General features: G+C 66.5%; 22 protein-coding genes and 3 tRNA genes. 4 read left to right on the top strand and 21 right to left on the bottom strand.

Translation table 11 applies throughout. The annotated features are described in order from the left end of the window. Positions 1-31: 31 nt before the first annotated feature. From ABD301_RS08365 to ABD301_RS08355, 3 genes are all read right to left on the bottom strand, one after another. Positions 32-1,081, bottom strand: a complete 1,050-nt coding sequence (locus tag ABD301_RS08365; RefSeq protein ID WP_163567646.1) for an ABC transporter ATP-binding protein — start codon at positions 1,079-1,081, stop codon at positions 32-34. A 786-nt stretch (positions 1,082-1,867) separates the two neighbouring features. Continuing rightward, the gene (locus ABD301_RS08360) at positions 1,868-2,581 is read right to left on the bottom strand and encodes a hypothetical protein (protein ID WP_344308658.1); all 714 of its coding nucleotides are present in this window, start codon (positions 2,579-2,581) and stop codon (positions 1,868-1,870) included. A gap of 2 nt (positions 2,582-2,583) precedes the next feature. Further along, the gene (locus ABD301_RS08355) at positions 2,584-3,282 is read right to left on the bottom strand and encodes a hypothetical protein (RefSeq protein WP_344308657.1); all 699 of its coding nucleotides are present in this window, start codon (positions 3,280-3,282) and stop codon (positions 2,584-2,586) included. Between the two features lie 107 nt (positions 3,283-3,389). Here ABD301_RS08355 and ABD301_RS08350 point away from each other — a divergent pair, with 107 nt between their 5' ends. Together ABD301_RS08350 and ABD301_RS08345 are read left to right on the top strand one after the other, a co-directional pair. Continuing rightward, positions 3,390-3,737: a hypothetical protein gene (locus ABD301_RS08350; RefSeq protein WP_344308656.1), complete on the top strand. Its 348-nt coding sequence runs from the start codon at positions 3,390-3,392 to the stop codon at positions 3,735-3,737. Between the two features lie 258 nt (positions 3,738-3,995). Next, positions 3,996-4,370, top strand: coding sequence for a hypothetical protein (locus ABD301_RS08345; protein WP_344308654.1), 375 nt, complete (start codon positions 3,996-3,998; stop codon positions 4,368-4,370). Between the two features lie 582 nt (positions 4,371-4,952). On the opposite strand, the gene rplL is transcribed toward ABD301_RS08345, so the two are convergent. From rplL to ABD301_RS08305, 8 genes are all read right to left on the bottom strand, one after another. Then, a complete protein-coding gene (gene rplL, locus ABD301_RS08340) occupies positions 4,953-5,336 on the bottom strand; it encodes a 50S ribosomal protein L7/L12 (protein WP_163567642.1) in 384 nt (127 codons plus the stop codon). A 67-nt stretch (positions 5,337-5,403) separates the two neighbouring features. After that, positions 5,404-5,970, bottom strand: coding sequence for a 50S ribosomal protein L10 (gene rplJ, locus ABD301_RS08335; protein WP_279579836.1), 567 nt, complete (start codon positions 5,968-5,970; stop codon positions 5,404-5,406). A 324-nt stretch (positions 5,971-6,294) separates the two neighbouring features. Beyond that, complete coding sequence (gene rplA, locus ABD301_RS08330; protein WP_344308650.1) at positions 6,295-7,014, bottom strand: 50S ribosomal protein L1; 720 nt, start codon at positions 7,012-7,014, stop codon at positions 6,295-6,297. A gap of 88 nt (positions 7,015-7,102) precedes the next feature. Further along, positions 7,103-7,534, bottom strand: a complete 432-nt coding sequence (gene rplK / locus ABD301_RS08325; RefSeq protein ID WP_163567639.1) for a 50S ribosomal protein L11 — start codon at positions 7,532-7,534, stop codon at positions 7,103-7,105. A 44-nt stretch (positions 7,535-7,578) separates the two neighbouring features. Further along, complete coding sequence (nusG, locus tag ABD301_RS08320; protein ID WP_163567638.1) at positions 7,579-8,352, bottom strand: transcription termination/antitermination protein NusG; 774 nt, start codon at positions 8,350-8,352, stop codon at positions 7,579-7,581. A gap of 34 nt (positions 8,353-8,386) precedes the next feature. After that, complete coding sequence (gene secE / locus ABD301_RS08315; protein ID WP_344308646.1) at positions 8,387-8,785, bottom strand: preprotein translocase subunit SecE; 399 nt, start codon at positions 8,783-8,785, stop codon at positions 8,387-8,389. 92 nt (positions 8,786-8,877) lie between these two features. Then, positions 8,878-8,950: transfer RNA gene (locus ABD301_RS08310), tRNA-Trp, on the bottom strand. An 884-nt stretch (positions 8,951-9,834) separates the two neighbouring features. Beyond that, a complete protein-coding gene (locus tag ABD301_RS08305; protein WP_163567636.1) occupies positions 9,835-10,260 on the bottom strand; it encodes a pyridoxamine 5'-phosphate oxidase family protein in 426 nt (141 codons plus the stop codon). 188 nt (positions 10,261-10,448) lie between these two features. Between ABD301_RS08305 and ABD301_RS08300 the strand changes: the two genes are divergently transcribed. Further along, positions 10,449-11,933: a peptide MFS transporter gene (locus ABD301_RS08300; protein ID WP_344308644.1), complete on the top strand. Its 1,485-nt coding sequence runs from the start codon at positions 10,449-10,451 to the stop codon at positions 11,931-11,933. 79 nt (positions 11,934-12,012) lie between these two features. On the opposite strand, the gene ABD301_RS08295 is transcribed toward ABD301_RS08300, so the two are convergent. The 6 genes from ABD301_RS08295 to ABD301_RS08270 all read right to left on the bottom strand — a co-directional run bounded on the left by ABD301_RS08295 (position 12,013) and on the right by ABD301_RS08270 (position 16,183). Then, entirely contained in the window at positions 12,013-12,411 is a 399-nt protein-coding gene (locus tag ABD301_RS08295; RefSeq protein ID WP_344308642.1) for a MaoC family dehydratase, read from the bottom strand. Continuing rightward, positions 12,408-12,848, bottom strand: a complete 441-nt coding sequence (locus tag ABD301_RS08290; RefSeq protein WP_344308640.1) for an FAS1-like dehydratase domain-containing protein — start codon at positions 12,846-12,848, stop codon at positions 12,408-12,410. Before ABD301_RS08290 ends, ABD301_RS08295 begins: the two co-directional genes overlap by 4 nt. Positions 12,849-12,854: 6 nt before the next feature. Further along, positions 12,855-13,019 (bottom strand): 50S ribosomal protein L33, encoded by a 165-nt coding sequence (gene rpmG / locus ABD301_RS08285; protein WP_163567634.1) that lies wholly within the window; start codon positions 13,017-13,019, stop codon positions 12,855-12,857. Positions 13,020-13,424: 405 nt separating this feature from the next. Beyond that, positions 13,425-13,497: transfer RNA gene (locus tag ABD301_RS08280), tRNA-Met, on the bottom strand. A 20-nt stretch (positions 13,498-13,517) separates the two neighbouring features. Further along, positions 13,518-13,593 (bottom strand) — tRNA-Thr (locus ABD301_RS08275). An 85-nt stretch (positions 13,594-13,678) separates the two neighbouring features. Then, positions 13,679-16,183: a putative bifunctional diguanylate cyclase/phosphodiesterase gene (locus tag ABD301_RS08270; protein WP_344308638.1), complete on the bottom strand. Its 2,505-nt coding sequence runs from the start codon at positions 16,181-16,183 to the stop codon at positions 13,679-13,681. Positions 16,184-16,949: 766 nt separating this feature from the next. Between ABD301_RS08270 and ABD301_RS08265 the strand changes: the two genes are divergently transcribed. After that, the gene (locus ABD301_RS08265; RefSeq protein ID WP_344308637.1) at positions 16,950-17,345 is read left to right on the top strand and encodes a hypothetical protein; all 396 of its coding nucleotides are present in this window, start codon (positions 16,950-16,952) and stop codon (positions 17,343-17,345) included. A 59-nt stretch (positions 17,346-17,404) separates the two neighbouring features. Here ABD301_RS08265 and ABD301_RS08260 read toward each other — a convergent pair whose 3' ends face one another. The 4 genes from ABD301_RS08260 to ABD301_RS08245 form a co-directional block, all read right to left on the bottom strand. Then, positions 17,405-17,980 (bottom strand): hypothetical protein, encoded by a 576-nt coding sequence (locus ABD301_RS08260; RefSeq protein ID WP_344308635.1) that lies wholly within the window; start codon positions 17,978-17,980, stop codon positions 17,405-17,407. Between the two features lie 195 nt (positions 17,981-18,175). Further along, entirely contained in the window at positions 18,176-19,480 is a 1,305-nt protein-coding gene (locus ABD301_RS08255; RefSeq protein WP_344308633.1) for an amidohydrolase family protein, read from the bottom strand. Then, positions 19,477-20,472, bottom strand: coding sequence for an S-methyl-5-thioribose-1-phosphate isomerase (mtnA, locus tag ABD301_RS08250; protein WP_344308631.1), 996 nt, complete (start codon positions 20,470-20,472; stop codon positions 19,477-19,479). The genes ABD301_RS08255 and mtnA overlap by 4 nt, the downstream gene beginning before the upstream one ends. 19 nt (positions 20,473-20,491) lie before the next feature. Next, complete coding sequence (locus tag ABD301_RS08245; RefSeq protein WP_344308629.1) at positions 20,492-21,307, bottom strand: alpha/beta hydrolase family protein; 816 nt, start codon at positions 21,305-21,307, stop codon at positions 20,492-20,494. Between the last annotated feature and the right edge of the window lie 343 nt (positions 21,308-21,650).

The following is a 21,650-nucleotide window of genomic DNA, read 5'->3' as shown; positions in this document are numbered from 1 at the left end:
CGACGCTGACCAGGCTGGATGTGACATGCAGCTAACCCTCCACGCGGGGTAATGCCAGGGTGTCGTCGTCCGCACGGCCAGCGGGTTTGGTCCAGCCCGAACTCTGCGCGTGCCTGGCGTTGCCAGCAGAGCCTGCCACCCCGGGCGGGTCCTGGAACGAGCCGGGCGGCGGGGTGACCCCGTTCGCCTGGCACCACGCGCCCGGCGGGCGCTGGCCGGCCCGGACCTGGCCGTCGGTGGGCAGCAGCTGCAGCGCGATCGGCGGCAGCGGGGGCATCTCGTACCCGGCCTGCCGCTCGGCCTCCAGCTCACCCACGTCCTTCTCCTCCGACATCCCGATCGGGCCCTGCCGCTGGGCGTTCAGGAACTGTCTGACGACCGGTTCCTCGCTGGACAGCAGCATCTCCCGCGGCCCGAACATGGCCAGGTGCCGGCGGTAGAGCAGGCCGATGTTGTCCGGCACAGTACGCGCGGTGTTCACGTCGTGGGTGACGATCAGGAAGGTCGCGCCGATTTGCTGGTTCAGGTCGACGAACAGCTGGTTGATATATGCCGTGCGGACCGGGTCCAGGCCCGAGTCCGGCTCGTCCACCAGCACGATCTCCGGGTCCAGCACCAGCGCTCGGGCGAGGCCGGCGCGCTTGCGCATGCCGCCGGAGATCTCACCGGGCAGCTTGCGCTCGGTGCCGGCCAGGCCCACCATTTCCATCTTGTCGTCGACGATCCGCTTGACCTCGGACTCGGACTTGCGGGTGTGCTCGCGCAGCGGGAAGGCAATGTTGTCGTACAGGTTCATCGAGCCGAACAGGGCGCCGTCCTGAAACAGCACGCCGAACAGCTTGCGGACCTCGTAGAGCTTGCGCTCGGACAGCTTGGTGAGGTCGTTGCCCTGGATGGTGATCGAGCCGCGGTCGGGCTTGAGCAGCCCGATCAGGTTCTTCAGGAAGACCGACTTGCCGGTGCCGGACGGACCCAACAGCACCGAGATCTCGCCGGCCGGCAGCGTCAGGCTGACATCGGACCAGATGACCTGACGCCCGAAAGACTTGGTCAGACCCTCGACCTTGACCTCAACGCCCATCACGCACCCCCTCCCGGCTAACCGAACCAACGACCCTGGAAGTCGTAAGTGACGCGGAACGCATCATGCCGCCTACCGTCTCAGCTGTCCGTGGAATGCGCTGATTGCCGACGAGCTTGTGGCTCCGTACGGCAGCAGCGCCGAGGTCCGGCTGACCCGCTGCACCGAGGCTGTCACGTGACGCAGCCCACGGTGATCGGCATTACGTTACTTCCCAGTAACGGGTACGTCGAGTCACTCGTAGGAAGTCACAGCACGCAATTGTTCCTTACCGCACATAGGTGACAATCCCCTGCCCCCAGTTTTTGGCCCGCCAGCGCTCGCCCCTCGCGGCGCGGAATGCCAGGTCTGGGTGTTGCCTCACCACGTCGAGTGCGGGACTTTATCCCGCAGTCACCCTCGAGTGCGGGATAAAGTCCGACACTCGAGGAAATCCTGGTGTTCTGTCCAGCCAATCGGGCCGCTCTACATAGGGTGCGGCGCGAAACTGTCGTACCCGGGTGACATTTTGAGCCCCCGCCCTTTCAGAAGGGTGGGGGGTGGGTGGCGGGTTTTCATTACGTAAGTTGACGCGCGCGCGAGATAAGCGCGCGTTCAATTGGTCCAGAAAATGCCCGCAAATGCGCGATTGTCACTTTTTTTGCCCACCTACCGCGCTAGAACGGGCAACAAAGTGGCAATCGGGCACCACCATTGGATGTCCGATTGTCACGTCCCGGCTCATTTCCGCAGCTCAAGCACCGACCGTCGTGATAATCGGAATCCGATTGTGCAGTTCCATCAAGATCATGCTGTGGTTTCGAAAGGGAGTGGGTACGCGTCTGGGAAAGGACCGGTCACCCACAGCTGGCCGCGCACGCGGGCGTGCGTTGCTGGAGGATCGCCGGCCAGGAGGAGCAGCATGCCGGTGGCGCCGGGTGGTACGGACGCTGGCACATACAGGCCGTCGAGCAACTGGTTGTCGCTGCTGATCAGACCCATCCGGGGCGCTGGTGCGTCCTGCCACAGGTCGGCTGCCTCGACCGCCAGCCGGTGTGGATCCAGCTGCAGCGTCACCGGTGTCACGCCGATCGAGGTGAACCGCAGGGCCAGGCTCGAGCCGGCCGGCAGCGAGAGAACATCGGCGGCCAATCGGATCGCGGCGACCGGCTCTTGGACCGCGCGCTTGCGGAGCAGTTGAGCGTACGCGCCAAGCTCACCGGCGAGCGCCGATCCGACTTCCACTTCGCGGCTCTGGTCACCGGCGCCGACCAGCAGCCGCGGCCCGCTCCCTGACTGGCCGGCGGCGGCGCGTACGCGCTCGGCCAATCGGCCAGCGGTGGCGAGCTCACCGTCGGCCACCGTGGTCCGGAACGTGCCGGCGAGGTCTCGCTGGTCAGGCTCACCGGAGGTCAGCAGCCAGTGCCAGGCCGTGCCGTCCGGCCACACCGCCAGCACTTCGTCGATGCCGGGCAGCCGCCAGGTCACCGACAGGACGGCTCCGGACAGCGGCAGGTCCATGCTCACACCGTCTCGGCTTTGAACGGGTCTTCCCGGTCGTGGCGCAGCCCAGGCGCGCTGTTGAACTTGTTCGCGAGGTCACTGAACTGGTCCGCGCGGAAAGTCAGGCTGTTGTCGCTCATCATGTTGGCCGTACCGTACGTGACCGCCTGCGGCGGCGCGGTGGTCCCCGGATTGACCGCGGTGGAGCCGGCGGCGGCACCCTGAGCGGCGGTCGCGGCGGCGGCCTGGGTGGTCAGCTGGGTGTGCATTGAGGTGGCCAGCGCGGCGATCGCCGGATCCTTCGGGGCGGTGGTCGCGACGGAGCCAGCCGGAGTGGCCATCACGGTGTCCACCTCCTGGCCGACCGCGGTGGTGAGCGCGGTGACACTGGTCTGCAGGACCGGCGTGATCTCCGCGCTGAGGAAGGCTCGTACGGCGTTCTGCGCCGCCAGCGTGGCGGCGCCGCGGATGGAACCGCTGATCGCGTGGGCCAGCGCCCGGCCGCTGGTCAGGGTGGCCGGCGTTGGGGTGACACCGAGGGCACGGAAAGCGGCGGCGACCGACAACGCGCTGGTCAGGTCGGTCTTGAGAGTCGCGGTGTTCAGGGCAGCCGGGGCGGCCGCGGAGAATGCCGCCCAACCGGCCGGCAGGGACTCCAGTTGGCGCAGGATCGAGCTGGACGGTCGTACCCGGTGGCACCCGGCCGGTCTGCAGCGCACCCACCGACTGATTAGTCACCGCCTGAGCGTCAGCCGCGGACGGGCCGCTCATCGCCGCTGCCCACAACCCGCTCGGGGTGATGCCGCTGCCCTGGATGTTGATGTTGATGCCGATCCCACCGACGTTGGCGGCCGTGTTGTGGACCGCCATCAGCGCGTTCCAGTACTGGCTGGTCACCAGTGCGTTGACGGCCGCCGGCGCCATCTCCGCCTTGACGACCTTCCCGGCCATCGCGGCCGCGCCCCTGGCCGAGCCGGTGACGCCACGTACGGCCGCGGCTACCCGAGGCGCGAGCCGGGCACTGGTCGGCGGCACGGCAGACTCGAACAGAGCGCGGACGGCCGGGTCGGAGATCGCGGCGCGCAACTGGCCGCCGAGCGCGGTGACCATCGGCACCGACCCACGCTTGAGCGCGGCCGCGATGTTGCCGGTGGCCCTGGCCAACTGGTCGTAGAGCGGGCGGGCGAGCGCGGCCAGCACCATCCGGCGCACCGCCTGGTTGTCCATCGCGGCCTGCCGCACGGCCGCGGTGCCTGGGTCCATGTCGTGCAACAGTGCGTGCATCTGTGGGTTGGACTGCGAATACTCGTCCGGGAGACCGATCAGGTGGCCGTACTCGTGGGCATAGATGGCGGTCTCGGGGAAGGGGTAGTTCGCGCCCTTGGTCATGTAGTAGTGGCCAGCGTCGATCGGATGCTGCGGACCGCCAGCCGTGGTCGCCTGCCCGAAAACCGCGATCTCCACGTCCGCCGGGGAGGCCAGGTCCCACACCGGCACCGCCCGGAACACCAGCGGCAGCTGGACCGGGCCGCCCGGGTCCGGCGAGAACCACGAGCCGACGCCGGTCTTGGGCTTGCGTACGCTCACCAGCTTCCCGCGGTTGTTCCAGGTGCCAGGTGCGTCGGTGCAGACCTTGGTCGCCCACGCGATCCGCGGGTCATTGGGCGCGAGCGCTGTCCTCGGCCCGGTGTTGCCACCAGTGGGCGTACGGGCCTGGTCGAAGAACCGGATGCGTACGGTCACGGTGGCCACCTCGGGCGTACCACCGCGGCTGATGTCGGCACGCGCGCCGGTGTTGCCGCCATAGACAGCCGGTGCCGCCGTCGCACCCGGACCGGCCTGGTTGAACAACGTCTCCTGCCGAGTCCCAAGCGTCACCGGCACCCGCTGGACAGCGGCCCGGTCGGCGGTCACGGCCCCGGTCACAGCCCGGTTGCCAGCGCTCTGTTGAAGACGCAGCAGCTCTTGGGTCGCCGTGCCCGCCCGGGACCGGGCCGGCGCGGCCCGGTCGCGCGAGTCCGCAGGTGTGCTCAGCCGATCCTTCATCAGCACCCCCGGGACACTCCGTCCGCGCTTTACCCCACGCTAGCGCAGTAACTTTGGCGGCAGTACCTGCCGCGCGCATCGATTCACGCCGGACGGGGCGCCCAAAAAAACGGGCACCCGGCAACGCGAATCGGTCGGCCTACGGCCGACGCGGTGTCTCCGGCGGCAGGGTTCCTGGCGAGGGTGGGTACGGCCGTCAGCCTCTGGATCGCTTCCCCGGATCCGTCATCAGCCCTCTCTCACCTCACCGATGCACGAGAGCCCACCAACGGTTTCCTCCAAGGGGAAAACCAACAGGGCGGCCATCCGGAGGATGACCGCCCTGTTGGGATGAAACGTGGAACTACTTGAGGGTGACGGTCGCGCCGGCGCCTTCGAGCTGCTCCTTGGCCTTCTCGGCCGCTTCCTTGTTGACCTTCTCCAGGACGGCCTTGGGAGCACTGTCGACCAGGTCCTTGGCCTCTTTCAGGCCGAGGGAGGTCAGCGCGCGGACCTCCTTGATGACCTGGATCTTCTTCTCACCAGCGGCCTCGAGGACGACGTCGAACTCGTCCTTCTCGGCCTCGGCCGGCGCGGCGTCAACCGGGCCACCAGCGGCCGCGATGGCGACCGGAGCGGCGGCGGTGACGTCGAAGGTCTCCTCGAACTCCTTCACGAAGTCCGAGAGCTCGATGAGCGTCATTTCCTTGAACGCGTCGAGCAGTTCAGTGCTGGACAGCTTCGCCATGTCAGGTTTTCCTTTCGTGCACATTCGGGGCCGGCAGCCGACCCGCAGATCTTTCGGGTTCGGGCTGCTAGCCCTCGGCGCCAGCCTCGGCGGCTGCGTCGGTCGTACCAGCGGCCGGGGACTCGGCCGCCTTCTTCTCCTGCAGGGCGGCCATCGTACGGGCGAACTTGGAAGCCGGCGCTGCGAAAACAGCGGCCGCCTTGGCCATGTTGCCCTTCATGGCACCAGCCAGCTTGGCCAGCAGAATCTCGCGGGATTCCAGGTTGGCCAGCTTGGTGATGTCCTCGGCGGTCGCCGCGCGACCCTCGATGACACCGCCCTTGATCACCAGCAGCGGATGCGCCTTGGCGAAGTCGCGAAGGTGCTTCGCGGCCTCGACCGGGTCGCCGCCGACGAACGCGATGGCCGTCGGGCCGACGAAAAGCCCGTCCAGCCCGTCCAGCCCGGCGTCCTTGGCAGCCCGCGAGGTGAGGGTGTTCTTGGCGACGGTGTATGTCGTCTCGCGCCCCAGCGAGTGACGCAGCTCGGTCAGCTGCGCCACCGTGAGGCCGCGGTATTCGGTCAGCACCGTAGCGGACGAGTCACGGAACTTGCCCGCGAGCTCGGAGACCGCCTGGACTTTCTCGGACTTCACCGTTGTCTCGGCAGCAGTGGCCACTTCGACCTCCTCTCGTACAGCTCGGCTGGCGCCCCACGGAACGAAAAAACGCCCCGGCGCGAGAAGGCACGGGGCGTGGGGCGAGCTGCTCTTTCGAGGCCCGGCAACACTGTCCGTCCATCCTGCGCGGGCCGCTCACACGTTCGTGAGCCCTTCGGCCGAGCCCTACGGCCCAGCAACCAGCGGTCTTCGGTTGGATCAACTACTGAATATACGTCACCGCTCGTACCCGCTGCGCGGCACCCCCACAAACGCCACGATGCCCTGCCGCTTTCGCAGCAGGGCATCGTGGAAACCGAACTAGGCGGTCGCGTCGTCCTCGACGAGGAAGTTGCGGGTCCGGTTCGGGTCGACCTGAATGCCCGGGCCCATCGTGGTGGCGAAGGTGACCTTCTTCAGGTATTTGCCCTTGGCCGCGCTGGGCTTGGCCCGGCTGACCTCGTCGAGCGCGGCGGCGTAGTTCTCCACCAGCTTCTCCACGTCGAAGCTCGCCTTGCCGATCACCAAGTGCAGGTTGGACTGCTTGTCCACCCGGAAGTTGATCTTGCCACCCTTGATGTCGTTGATCGCCTTGGTGACATCGGGAGTGACGGTGCCGGTCTTCGGGTTCGGCATCAGGCCGCGCGGGCCGAGGATCCGGGCGATCTTGCCGACCTTGCCCATCTGGTCCGGAGTGGCGATGGCGGCGTCGAAGTCCAGCCAGCCGCCCTGGATGCGCTCGATCAGGTCTTCCGAGCCGACCTCGTCGGCGCCGGCGGCGGCGGCCTCGACGGCCCGGTCACCGATCGCGAACACGATCACCCGGGCGGTCTTGCCGGTGCCGTGCGGCAGGTTGACCGTGCCGCGGACCATCTGGTCGGCCTTGCGCGGGTCGACGCCGAGCACCATGGCGACCTCGACGGTCGCGTCGTACTTGGTCACCGAGGTCTGGGTGGCCAGGCGCGCGGCCTCCAGCGGGCTGTAGAGCTTCTCCCGGTCCACCAGTTCGGCGGCCTTGCGGTATCCCTTGCTGCGCTTCACGTGCTTTCCCTTCGATTCCTGCTGGGGTGTGGTTGGCGGGCCAGCGCGTGGCCCTCCCACGTACGGGCGGATGGTCCGCCCGCGACAACTACTGACCGACGTTGATGCCCATGGAGCGGGCCGTGCCGGCGATGATCCGCTCGGCCTGGTCGATGTCGAGGGCGTTCAGGTCGGCCATCTTCAGCTCGGCGATCGCGCGGACCTGGTCCTTGCTGACCGTGGCGACCTTGAGGCGGTGCGGCTCGCCGGAGCCCTTCTCGATGCCAGCGGCCTTCAGCAGCAGCCGGGCGGCCGGTGGCGTCTTGGTGACGAAAGTGAAGGACCGGTCCTCGTAGACCGAGATCTCCACCGGCACCACGTCGCCACGCTGGGCCTCGGTGGCCGCGTTGTACGCCTTGCAGAACTCCATGATGTTGACGCCGTGCTGGCCGAGCGCCGGACCCACTGGCGGCGCCGGGGTGGCCGCGCCGGCCTTGATCTGGAGCTTGATGATGGCCGAGAGCTTCTTCTTCGGGGGCATGTCTGTCTTTCCTGAGGTGATGTCTGGCTGGGAGTGGTGGGTGGCTAGATCTTCGAGACCTGGTTGAAGTTCAACTCCACCGGAGTTTCCCGGCCGAAGATCGAGACCAGCACCTTCAGCTTCTGGGCGTCCGGGTTGATCTCGCTGATGCTGGCCGGCAGGGTCGCGAACGCGCCCTCGGTGACCGTGACCGAGTCACCGACCTCGAAGTCTACGACCTTGATGGACTGCTTGGCCGGCTCCTTCTCCACCGTCGGAGCAAGGATCTTGACGACCTCTTCCAACGACAGCGGGCTGGGCCGGTCGGCCCGGGTGGTGGCACCGACGAAGCCGGTGACGCCGGGGGTGTTGCGAACCGCGGACCAGGACTCCGGCGAGAGCTCCATCCGGACCAGGATGTAGCCGGGGAAGACCTTGGCCTGCACCTGCTGGCGCTTTCCGTTCTTGACCTCGGTCACCTCCTGGGTGGGGACCTCGATCTGGAAGATGAAATCCTCCATGTCCAGCGACGAGATCCGGCTCTCCAGGTTGGTCTTCACCTTGTTCTCGTAGCCGGCGTACGAGTGCACGACATACCACTCGCCGGGGGCGATCCGGAGCGCCTCACGGAGCTCCTCCACCGGGTCGACCTCGTCGGCCTCCTCGGCTGCCTCGCCCTCGGCTGCCTCGTCCTGCTCGTCGCCCACCGCTTCAACGTCGCCCTGGGCGTCGGCGTCAACCACACCGACGGGTGCGGTCTCGCCGGCCTCGACGCCGTCAACTGACGGGCCGGCCTCGTCCAACTCGGGCACGCGTTCGCTCTCTTCCTGGTTTGACATTGCCTTACTCAGCCTTACTTGGTTTCGCCGGTGGCTAGCTGCTGGTGCCGCCGCCGAAGACGAGCAGCGCCAGCCGCTCGAAGCCGACATCCAGCCCGGCGACCAGGGCGACCATGACCACCAGGAACACGACCACGACCAGCGTGTAGGTGATCAGGTCCTTACGGGTCGGCCAGATCACCTTGCCGAGTTCCGCGACGACCTCCCGGACGAACCGCAGCACCCAGCTGACCGGATTCGTACGCCCGCCGCCACGCTTGGACTTCGGGCGGTCCGACTTGCGGTCGCTCTTGTCCGATGAGCGCCGCGACTCGCCGGACTCCTCAGCGGAGTCGTCAACCGCATCAGCGTCGTCCTGCGTCGTGTCGGTGTCGTCCGGCAGCACCGCGTCAGCCTCATCGTCGGCCGGTGCGGAGCCTTTGCCCTTAGCCACGCTCGCCTCTTCCATCGTCGGTTTCCCACCGGGAAACGGCCGGTGTCACGTCGTTGTTCCGTGTCTTGGAGCGCCACCGTCGCCCAACAGTGCAGGGGTGACAGGACTCGAACCTGCAACCTGCGGTTTTGGAGACCGCTGCTCTACCAATTGAGCCACACCCCTCTGACCTGCACCGCGTCTTTGCGACAACCGGCCCGCACGCGCCGACTGCCGATCCAACCCGGCCGAACCACACTGCCTCCCGCCAACAAGCCCCTGCCAGGGGCATGCTTGCACAGAGGGCGGTGTGACCCAGTGCGCCAGTGTAACGAACCCACTGTGGGTTCTCCCCATCCGGGATCCGTATTTCTGGCGGCAGTGCCTGCCGCGCACGTCGTTTCTGGCGGCAGTGCCTGCCGCGCGCATCGAATCACGTCGGACGGGGCGCCCAAAGAGCGGGCACCCCGGCGACGTCATTCGGTCGGCCTACGGCCGACGCGGTGGTGGTCGAGCTGGGAGCATCCCTGTCGCGTCTGCGGCTGACGTGACGGATGAGGCGCCTTTGTTGTTGATCAACACAGTCAGCCGGAACAAGTCACTCCAGCAACTACAGCCTCAGACACCTCAGGACACGTCAAAATTTTCGTCGACGCGCGTCCTCAAACCCACCCCCCACCCGATCTGGGTGGGGGCTAATTTAGACAGGGGGGTACGACAGTTTCGCGCCGTAGCGGGTACCTCGGTGGAGCACCTAACGCACACATCGTGGCGAAGCCGGGATCACGCCGCCCAACCGCGGGCGGTGGACGTAGCTCGCCGTGAGAGTAGTGGTGCCCGCCCTTTTGGGCACCCACCCGACTCGACCACAACGCGCCGTACACGCCCAACTCATCCACCACCGCGCCGCGCCCACCCAACCCAACACAACCCCCGCGCCGTGCCTACCCAACCCAACCCAACCACCACCGCGTCGGCCGTAGGCCGACCAACTCGCGCCGCCGGGGTGCCCGCCCTTTGGGCACCCCGTCCGGCGCGAGTTGACGCGCCGCGGCAGGAACTGCCGCCAGCTACTCAGAGTAGTCGGCCGTGATCCAGCGGTCTGGTCGTACGGTGAACAGGGCCGCACCTTCGCCGGGCATGGCGGCCGCGAACTTCTTGCCGTCTTCCTCACCGAGATAGCGGATCGCGATCGCTTCCCGGATGTCGGTCGGAGTCGGCTTCGCCACGTCGATGATGGTGCCTTCGACGATGACGTACTGGTACGGCGGCTCTTCCTGTTGGACGATGACGGTCACCGCGCCGGCCTTCTCCCATGCCCGCGCTTTGCGACTGGCGGCGCCGGTGTTGATCAGGATGTTGCCGCCCGGCTCGTATCCGTACCAGATCGGTAGGGCCACTGGCGGTCGCCCGTCGTCTGCAGCCGCGGCGACCACCGCCACGTGCTTGCCCGCCAGGAACTTCTGCCGGTCCTCTTCGCTGAATGGCTTGGACATCTGGACCCCTCGTCGGTTGGGAGAGCTGTGACCGGAGCAACCAGCCGGCTGCCGAGTTGATTCCGGGCCGGGTTGCCGGTTTTGGCCGGTAACAGTGTGATAACTCCGTACCTTTCCAGGCCCCCGCTGCGACTGCCAGCACTAGGGTCCGGAGGATCTGACATCCAGCGACGAACGAGGTCACACCTGTGAGCGCGCCGACGGCGGAATCCGCCCCTCGCGACACCCGTTTCTTCGGCCAGCCGCTTGGGCTGGCGACATTGTTCAGCACCGAGTTCTGGGAACGTTTTTCTTATTACGGCATGAAAGCGATCCTGCTTTTCTATATGTACTACGAGACCACCCAGGGCGGCCTCGCGATCCCGAAGGCCACCGCGGCCGCGCTGGTGTCGATCTACGGCGCGATGATCTACATGAGCCAGGTGCTGGGTGGCTGGGTCGCGGACCGGCTGCTGGGCAACCAGCGTTCGGTGCTGACCGGTGGCGTCATCATCATGCTCGGCCACATCACGCTATCGATCCCCGGCGGCGGGCAGCCGGCGCTCTATATCGCCCTGCTTCTCATCATCATCGGCACCGGTCTGCTCAAGACCAACGTGTCCAAAGTGGTCGGTGACCTGTACGACAAGAAAGACCAGCGCCGGGATGCCGGGTTCAGCATTTTCTACATCGGCATCAACGCCGGCGCGTTCCTCGCGCCACTGGTTGTCGGCGCGGTGTACGGCGCGACGAATTTCCACGTCGGCTTCATCTGCGCGGCGGTCGGGATGGCACTGGGCCTGGTCACGTACACCCTCAGCCGACGCCTGCTGGGCAGCGCGAGCGCCCACCCGATCAGCCCGCTGACAGCGGAAAACCGTGGTTCGGTGTTCCGCAACATCGGGATCGGCCTGTGTGCGCTGATCGTGCTGATCGCGATCGCTGGCTTCTTCCGGCTGTTGACAGTCGGTTTACTGGTGAACGTTGTCAGCGTGCTGAGCATCCTGCTCCCGATCGCGTATTTCACCGTCATGCTCAGAAGTCCGCGTACGAGCGCGGTGGAGAAGTCGCGACTTTGGGCATATATCCCGCTTTTCGTCACGTCGGTAGTTTTCTGGCTGATCGAGGAGCAGGGCTCGGTGGTGCTGGCGATCTTCGCCGACCAACGTACTGACCTGCACGCGTTCGGCATCACCCTGCTGCCGTCTTTCTTCCAGAGCATCAACCCGCTCTGGGTCATTGTGCTCGCCCCGATTTTCGCTTGGGCGTGGACAAAACTCGGCAGCCGGCAGCCGTCGACACCGCACAAGTTCGCGTACGGTGTGGCGATCGCCGGGTTGTCGTACATCCTCATGACGGTGCCTGGGCTGCTGTACGGGACGACCGTCAAGGTGAGCCCGTTCTGGCTGGTGGGCAGCTACTTCATCGTCATCGTCGCGGAAATGCTGGTCTCGCCGGTCGGCCTGTCCACCACCACCCGGCTGGCACCGGCCGCCTTCGCCTCACAGACGATGGGCCTGTGGTTCCTGTCCGACGCGGCCGCCCAGGGCATCAGCGCCCAGGTGGTCGGCTTTTACCAGGCCAGCACCGAAGTTTTCTACTTCGGCGCGATTGGCGTGGGTGCGATCGCGGTCGGAGTGCTGCTCTACTTGGCGACTCCGGCAATCGTGCAGCGAATGGAAGGCATCAACTAGGAGCGCCGAACTTTGCCGCATCGACGCGATGCGTGCGCCAAACGCACGCATCGCGTCGATGCGGTCGGCCGGGTTCGAGTTAGACGGGCGGGCGTACGAGTGCGCGGGCCCGGTTGAGGACCTTCTCGCCGTCGACGGTGACCGTGAGGTCGACCTGGACGCGGCCGTCGTCGAGTTCCTTGGTCACCTTGGCCGAGACCGTCAAGGTCGTGCCGGTGTCGTCGTCAGGGACCTCTACGAGGCTGGAGAACTTCACCGCGTACTCACTGACGGCGGCCGGGTCGCCGGCCCAGTCGGTGAGCGTACGAGCGGCCACCGCCATCGTGTACATGCCGTGCGCGATCACCCCCGGAAGACCCAGCGCCCGAGCGGCGCGGTCGTTCCAGTGGATCGGGTTGAAGTCGCCGGACGCGCCGGCGTAGCGGACCAGGTCGGCCCGGGTGACGGTGAACTGGCGCTGCGGGATCTCGGCGGTCACTCGGACTCCTCGGGCCGGTGCAGCAGCGTGGCGGTCGCGGAGGTGACCGCCGCACCATCCACAGTGGACACCTCGGTCTTCACCGTGTAGATCTCGGCGCCGGAAATGCGGCGCAGGCTCTCAATACTGGTACGGCTGACCAGCCGGTCACCGGCCACGATCGGGCGGTGATGGACGAACCGCTGGTCGCCGTGCAACAGCCGATGCAGACGCAGGCCCAGATCGGCGATCACCTGGTTCAGCGCACCGAAGCTGATCACCGTGACGAAGGTCGGTGGAGCGACCACGTCCGGATGACCCAGCTTGGTGGCAGCCGCCGAATCGCCGAAAGCCGGGTTCGGGTCGCCCATGGCGGCCGCGAACTCGGCAATCTTCTCCGCACTGACCAGATAGGGCCGGTCGCTCTCGTACGTCCGGCCGACGACCTCGTCAGTCACTGGCGGCTAGCGGGTCTCGCGGTGCGCGGTGTGCTTGCCGCAGTTGGGGCAGAACTTCTGCAGCTCCATGCGGTCGGGGTCGTTGCGACGGTTCTTCTTGGTGATGTAGTTGCGGTTCTTGCACTCCACACAAGCCATCGTGATCTTCGGGCGGACGTCGGTGGAAGCCACGGCGCAGAGCCTCTTTCACATCAGGGCGTACGCCGAGGGACCTCAGGCGCACATCAACACGGACTATCAATCAGGATAGCTGTCCGGCCAGAACGACCGCACAGCCCTCCATCTTACGTCAACACCGTCACCACGTACGCCCCACCCGGACGCCAGACGGACCACAACCATAGAGACGGTCACCATGCGGACGGACGCAACCACAGGAACGGTCACCATACAAACGCGAACGCCACCACAGGGACGGAACCCAGCCCCGGCGCGAACGCGCCACCCACTGCCAGACTCAGCACATCGGGGGGTCCGGGGGCTTGCCCCCGGGGCGGGGTCTGAGGGCCCCGCCCCCAGGGCAATGCGAACGTGACCAGGTCCGCGCTCTCCGCGGACACACGTCACCAATCACGGTAGCGGTGGCCGGACTTGAACCGGCGACACAGCGATTATGAGCCGCTTGCTCTACCATCTGAGCTACACCGCCGCAACGAGCTGCGGCTCGCTTGGAGCCCCTTTACGGAATCGAACCGTAGACCTTCTCCTTACCATGGAGACGCTCTGCCGACTGAGCTAAAGGGGCCAGTCTTGGTCGCGGACCGACTGCTTCCGAACCGAGTTAGAGCGTACACGGCGGCCTTGGGTGCTGTGAAACGGGTTCCGGTAGTTCAGAGCCGGACGACGCGCAGGCCGCGCAGGGCTCCTTCGCCGGTGGGTTCGGTACGGGCCGCCATCCAGGAGTCGAGCCGCTCCGGCGGCAGCGGCCGGGAGAACAGGAAGCCCTGCGCGATGTCGCAGCCGATGTCGCGCAGGAGGTTGAGGGTCATCTCGGTCTCAACGCCTTCGGCCACCACAGTGATGCCGAGGTGCCGGGCGAGGTCGACGATCGACCGTACGATCGCGAGGTCGCTGGCGTCGGTGGCCATGTTGAGTACGAACGACTTGTCGATCTTGAGTTCGTCGACCGGCAGGTGGCGCAAGTACGACAGGGACGAGAAGCCGGTGCCGAAGTCGTCGAGAGAGAGCCGGATGCCCTGGTCTCGCAGCGACTGCAGGCCCGGCAGCGGCCGCTCGGCGTCGGAGGCGAGGCCGCCCTCGGTGATCTCCAAAGTCAGGTGCGCGGGGTCGATCGCGTGCTCTTCGAGGAGCGCGGCGACCTCTACCGGGAAGTCCACATCGCTCAGGCAGCGCGGCGACAGGTTGACCGCGAGGTCGATCTGCCGCCCCTCGGCCCGCCAGGTGGCCAGCTGCGTGAGGGACTGACTGAGCACCTCGATCGTCAGCGCCACGATCAGGCCGGAATTCTCCGCGACCGGGATGATGTCGGTCGCCGAGACCAGGCCCCGGTCCGGGTGGTTCCAGCGTACGAGCGCCTCGACACCCACGAGCGCGTCGTTCGACAGCGCCACCTTGGGCTGGAAATGGGTGCTCAGCGAGCCGGACTCGATCGCCCGGCGCAGGTCGCCGGCGAGGCCAATCCGCGCCACGCTCCGGGACTCCAGGGCGGCGCTGTAGATCTGTACGCCCCGCGGGTTCTTGACCGCTTCCCGCTGCGCCACCTCGGCCCGTTGCAGCAAGCCGTTCGCGTCCGACGCGTGGTCGGGATAGAGCGCGACACCGACCGAGCTGGTGATGTCGAACGGCACCCCGTCCGTACCGCTGGCTTCGGTGAGGACGTACTGCAGTGCCACCGCCGTCGCCACCGCACTGTCACTACCGTCCACTCTCAACAGAATGGCGAACTCGTCGCCGCCGACCCTGGCCACCAGCGCGCCGTCCGGTGCCCGCGCGGACAACCGGCTGCCCACCTCGGCGAGCAACTTGTCGCCCACGTCATGGCCGAGCGTTTCGTTGACCTCGCGGAATCCAGCCAGATCCAGGAAAAGCAGCGCCACAGCCTCGCCCGGCGCCGGTTGCACACCCAACGCCTCGGTGATCGCGGACGTCAACCGCCGCCGGTTCGGCAACCCGGTCAACGCATCGTGGTACGCGTCGTGCCGCAACCGATCAATCAACCTGGAATTCTCGACCGCGACAGCGGCGTGCGCAGCCAACGTCTCCATCAACCGTACGTCTTCGCGCTTGAAGTACTCAAGATCACCGAGCCGGTTGACCACCTCAAAACAGCCCACGACCGCATCGCCCGACCGCAGCGGAACCGCGATGATGTCACGGACCCCTCGCGCCGCAATCGGTCCTTGAAGCGCCTCCTCAGCAGAACGATGGCGAGGGGCTATATACAGGGTTTCTCCTTGTTGAAGCACATGTCTTTCGATCGCGTCTGTCTGAGTCGATTCGTCAGCGACCTCGTCGACGACGCCATTGGCGTCAATGCGAGCCGTGAGCCGCACTTCCGGATATCGCCGCTCAGCCGGGATCCAGAGAGTGGCGCTCTCCGCGTTCAGCAATTCTCGCGCTCGCGTGAGCAACACGTCTGCTATCGCGCCTCGTTGCCGGGCAGCGGCCACAACCGTGGTGAAATCGTACAGATCAGACAGGTTCTTATTCTGCCGAAGAAATCGCGCGAAAGTCCTATATCCGACTACAAGTACAGCCCCGAGTACGAACAACAGCGACAGGGCGTAGGGATTGACCGACAGGACAATCAAAACGACCAAAGCGGTCGCCACGTTGAGAGCACCAGTCACCGCGGAGTACAAGAGGGTGCGGAGCACGTGAGCGCCCGGAGTTACGCCCTGGACTACGCAGATCACCGCCACTACTGAACAGAAGCCAAACCCCATCGCAGCGCCGCCGCTGGCAAACGCGGCGAGCCAACCGCTCCAGCTCGTCGGATCGTGCTGATCTATCCGGTCGAATACCAGAACGGCGATCGCGACCTCAGCAGCGTACGAGAGCCCGTTGTAGACGGACTTCATTACCGACGCGCGTCGCACCGTGAACAAGATGAGGATGGCGACTATCCGCGCAACCAGGATGCCAGCTGGCGGGAGGGTGAACAGCCCGATAACCAAGGCAACTTCGGAGAGCGAAAAAGACTGCACCTGTCTGCGCAACTGCAGGTGGATCTGAGTGCTCTCGCAGACGAGGAAAACGAGAGTCAGGACCGCGACCAGGATGGGCGACCCCAACGGCAGTCCTGCCGTTTCGTACCGCCCGGCCAGCACGCCGATAGTAATGACGGCCAACACGCCGTCCAGCGCAAACAGCATCCAAAGGCGAGAACGACTCGCAGAGTCCCTCGGCTGAGGCGCGATCATAGGAGCTCCCGACCCAGGTTTCCGCTTTGTTACATAGTCGTTAGTTCCAGCCGTTACCAGCCGGTTGATCAACCAACGCATTCCAGCTGACACCGTCGGGTAGTGCTGGCGCGTTGTCAGCCGAGTCTGCGACCGAAGCAGACGCATGTGATATCAGTACCACGGCCAACGAGCCGGCGACGACGCCGAGAGCAACGAACGCCACGACTGCTGAGGCCACCGCTACCAGCCTCCGCACAGTTGCTGTCATCTGTCGTGCCCCCACCGGTTACGCACGGCCACCACCGCGCGAGGATCCATCAAGCTGCCCGGGTATTCCCTGGCCGACTCTCATCTTCGCATGAATGGAAGGCCGCGCAAGCGGCTTCAGCCGTTCGGTTGAGAGGCTAGACCAGGCAAACGTCCCATATCTGACGGCCCACAGTGGACAGTGATTTCGAGGCGCCTCCCACTCGCGAAGAATGTCGGTTAAGTCGCAAGTAAGGCTACATCAGGTCCATACCAAAACGAGCAAAACAACGCATCTACCAGCGATTACTTTCCGTGAGGTGGATGCGACCCACTATCACGCGGACTCACGGCGCGTCATGGTCCCTACCCTTCTCCGAAGGCGGTCCGGCACTCTAGGCTTACAAGCGTGCTCGCCGCGTGTGCGGCTACACAGCACAGGTGAAATCGAGCTGCTGACCGTCGGAGGAACCATGCGGATGGGGGCGGAGTGATCGGTCATATTGGTGGTTGGATCCTCAACGTTGCCGCTCTGACTTCATTCGCCGACAGAACCGTCTATGCCGAGTCCGTGCTCCGAGTCGCCCGCACGCACGCGCTGACTCTGCTTGTCCCCGACAGCGCCCTCTACGACGCGTACGACGCCCGCCCCAACGGCGGTCCGGCGCTGGCCCGACTGCTCTCCGAGCCGGCCACCTGGCTGCACGACCGGGCCGAGGTGCCGTCCGACGCGATGAACCAGTTCTACAACCTGGCCGAGGGTGACACCACCGCGGCCCACGTCGCTTACCTGGGCAGCAAACGCGGCTGGCCGGTCCTCACCGACAAGAGCGCCGCGACCGCGCTCCAGCGGATCGTCCCCGATCTCTGGATCGTCCCAGCGTAGACAGACAAAAACCGGGCGGACCCCGCTAAGGGATCCGCCCGGTTTCGTACGCTAAGACCTCAGCGACCTCGGGTCGTACGCTGGAAGCGGTACGTCCGCACCGCGAGCAACATCGCCGCGAGCAGGGCCAGCCCGTGCGCCAGCAGGCCGTTCCAGACCATCGCCATCGGCGCCGCGTGCGCGACCCGGAGCGCGTCGTGCACCAGACAGCCGGCCGACCAGGCCAGCAGACCGGCAGACAACCAACCGAAGCCGACGACGAACCGCCGCGGCAGCAGCCGACCGGCCGACCGCACCGCCAGCGCGGCCAACAGTCCAATGAGGACAGCCACCGACGGAACCCATTCGGGCACCAGGACAACCGCGGCGACCTCGTCCGACATGTACAGCTGCAGAAGGACCGCCACCAACGCGGCCGAAGCCGCGATCACCGCGGCCCAACTGCGGCCGACGACCAACGCTTCACGCAACTGCCGCTTGGCCGCGATCTCGAACGGTGACTCGCGACGAACCGGTACCGCGACCAGGCTGCTGTCGATCATCCGGACCACTGGGCGGACACCCGGAGCCCGTCGCTGCACCGGTGCGAATCGCACCGTCGTTCGCCGACGTACGCCGGTCGCTACCCCCGTCATGCCCTCTCCCACCGTTGCCACTTCATTGATGATGGTTGCCCCGAAGTGGAAAAACATCCATCTATGGGCGGTGACCCCTACTGACTAAAGGAGGATTCTTGGTCCGCCTCAGGCCGCCGCCGGTAAACCCTTGCACTTAGAAAGACGCTCGCCGCGAAGACCCGGTTGCCGGTTCTCTTTGTGACACAAGTCACATCACTGGGCCAATCGAAGGGCTCTGACCTGGACATCCGCGCGGAGCTGGGCCACATCGAGCGTACGACAGACCCCGTCGGCGACCACCTGACGGCCGGCCACCCAGGTGTCCCGTACGTGCCGACTGCCGGCCGACCAGACGAGATGCGTGATGACGTCGGTGGGAGTCTCGATCGGGACGAACGCGGAGTCCTCGGTGTCCAGGTGGACGAGGTCGGCCCATCGACCGGCCTCCAGAATCCCGATGTCGTCCAGGCCGAGCGCGGCCGCCCCGCCACCACTGGCCATCCAGAACGCCTCCGCCGCCGGCAGCGCGGTCGCGTCCATTGTGGACAGTTTCGCCAACTGGCTGGCAAGCCGGATCTCGTGCCACAAATCAAGGGTGTTGTTGGACGCCGGGCCGTCGGTGCCCAGGCCAACCCGTAGTCCCGCGGCCGAAAAGACTGGCACTCTGGCGATGCCGGACGCGAGTTTGGCGTTGCTGCTGGGGCAATGCGCGACCGACACGTCGTGGCGGCGGAAGATCTCGACATCCTCGTCAGAGAGCCACACCGCGTGCGCGGCGATCAGCTGGGCCTCGAGGACGCCATGGTCAGCCAGCACCTGCGGCGAACTCGTCCCGTACGTCTCGCGCAGCTCGGCGTCCTCGTTCTGCGTCTCGGCCACGTGGATGTGCACCAAAAGATCGGCCGCTTGGGCCTGTTCCGCGACGGTCGCGAGGAACGGGATGGGCACGGTGTAAGCCGAATGTGGACCCAGTGCGATCCGCACTCGCTCATCTTTCGCGTAGCGCACCGCGTGATCGAGCGCGGCCGCCAGCTGACCGTCCAATATGGACAGCTGAGCGGTACCGGGCGGCGCGAGCAGCGGGGCGGCCGCCACCAGCCGGGCACCGGAATCCGTGCTGGCGGCGATCATCGCGTCCGGATGGAAATACATCTCCGAGCTGGTGGTGACCCCGCACCGCAGCATTTCCGCGCTGGCCAACGCCATCCCGGCATAAACGTCGTCGGGAGTCAGGCGGCTCTCCCGCGGCCACATCACGTCCCGCAGCCAGCGCTCCAGCGGCAAACCCTCGCCAACGCCCCGAAAGAGCGTCATCGGCGCGTGGCAGTGAGTGTTCACCAGGCCAGGCAACAAAGCCCCGCCCAGGGTGGTCGCCGGCCCGTCGACGACGGGAGCGTGCGTGGCTGGCCCGACAAACTCGATACGGCCCGAGTCGTCGACGTCGACCACGCCGTCCGGGATGACCGTGCCGGCGCGGTCGCCGAGCACCACCCAGCGGGCCTGGTACCGGGCCGTCACGGCAGCTCCCCGCGGTCGTAGCGAACCACGCAGCGGTCGGTGACCAGCGCGGTGACAAGGTCGGCCGGCGTCACGTCGAAGGCCGGGTTGATCGCGCCGGCGGCTTCTGGAGCCACTCGTACGCCAGCAAAACCGAGCACCTCGGCGGCGCCGCGGTCCTCAATGGACACTCGGTCGCCACTGGCGGTGTCCCGGTCCACTGTGGACTCCGGGGCGACCACGAGAAACGGTACACCAGCCCGATGCGCGCCCAGCGCATGAGCGTACGTGCCGACTTTGTTGACCACGTCGCCGTTGGCGCAGACCCGGTCGGCGCCGAGCAGCACCACATTGGCCTCACCACGGGCAAGCAGGAACGGGCCGGCGCCGTCGACCGCGATCCGGTACGGCACGCCCAGTCGCTCCAGCTCCCAGCCGGTCAGCCGGGCGCCCTGCAACAGCGGCCGGGTTTCGCTGGCGACGACGCTGGCAAGCCGTTGCCGGCGATGGATTTCGCGTACGACCGCCAGCGCGATGCCGTCTCCGGTGGTGGCGAGCAGGCCCTTGTTGCAGTGCGTGAGCACCCGAGCCGGCGCGTCGCCGAGCAGCTCACCGACCACATCGGCGCCACGCGTCGCCATCGCGCGGCTGGCGGCCTCTTCTTCGTCGCGCAAGGCCAGGGCGGCATCTCGTACGGCCGGATAGCCGCCAGCCAGCGCGCCGGCCGCCCGATCGACGCCACGGGCCAGGTTGACCGCGGGGGGCCGCGCATCACGCAGCGCATCGATCTCGGCCGTCATGCCCGCGGTCGCATGCCAGGCGGCCAGCGCGACGCCCATCGCGCCGGCCACTCCGAGCGCCGGCGCACCTCGTACGGCCAGCCGCCCGATCGCGTCGGTGACCTCGACCGGCGTACGGCAGCGCAGCATCACCAGCTCAGCGGGCAGCAGGGTCTGGTCGATCATCTCGACCACCGGCCCATCCGGAGTGTCCAGCAGGTCGACGGAACGCACACCAGTAAGCGTACTGACGTCAGGCGAGCCGGTTGGCCAGGATTTCGGGCAAGGCCGGCAGGTCCAGGTGCTCGGCGAGGAACCGCGCCCGGTCGGCGTAGACGGCCGGATCGTTGGCCTCGTGGCCAGTGTCGTACCACCGCAGTTCCTTGGGTTCGCCAGCGGCGGCGAAGAACGTCTCCGACTCGGCCACGCTGACCCCGATGTCGAACCGGGCAGACTGGAACAGCAACGGGGTCGGCGCCGCGTCGGCGATGAAACGCACCGCGTCGTACGGACTTATGGACTCCAGTAGCGCGGCAAACTCGTCCGGCGGTGTGGTCGCGCGTTGTGCCTGCACCATGGGGTGCTGACTGTCTCGGTAGTGGAAGCTCAGCCCGGACAGCCCGACCTCGAAAACGAAGCAGCTGAACCGGTCGTCGAGGCCACTGACGGTGCCGGCCATCATCGCGCCCGCGCTGTGCCCGACGCAGCCGATCCGGTCGGTCCGCTGGAGCAGGATGTCCGCACCCCTGCGGATCGCGTAAATCGACTGCCGGATCATCGGCGCCTGCTCGCCGGACGCCTGGTAGGTCACTGGCAGCGACAACGCCACCCCGCCGGCTTCGGCTACCCGGATCGCCTCCGCCAGGAAGCCCACCCGTCCGCCAGTCGAATGCTGGAAGACCACGCCGGCCCGCGCTGGCGCGTCTTTGGGCGACACCAGATACGCGTCAACCGGCTCGCCTTCGACGTTCTCGAAACGGCAGTCCGCGATCACCACCCCTGGCCGCTCGGCCACCGTCTCAACGGTCAGCTCAAACGGCTTCCCAGCCTCGTACCCGAGATCCACCATCCGCAGAACACCCTCCAAGGAAACGTCGTTCGCCCAGTTTGCGAACCATCCTCGCGACAAACCAGACATTCCGCCCACAGGCGCGAAGTTCGTGCCGACTGTCCACTTTGTCATGCACCATCAGGCAGTTGACTACCCGGCAAAAGTCGCCCCAACCTTTTCGACAACTCGGGCGTCTGTAGTAGAGAAAGCTGAATAGCGCGCCCATCAGGGCGCCCACGGATCAGGCCCATCCGTCGCATTCCCTCTTACTCCCTCGTGCGGCGGGTGGGTCTGTGCTTATGGCGGCAGTACCTGCCGCGCGCGTCAACTCGCGCCGGACGGGACGCCCAAAAAGCGGGCA

This window comes from Fodinicola feengrottensis (assembly GCF_039530045.1).
Classification (GTDB): domain Bacteria; phylum Actinomycetota; class Actinomycetes; order Mycobacteriales; family HKI-0501; genus Fodinicola; species Fodinicola feengrottensis.
The sequence above is the reverse complement of the archived record's forward strand: the minus strand, read 5'-3'. Positions and strand labels throughout refer to the sequence as shown.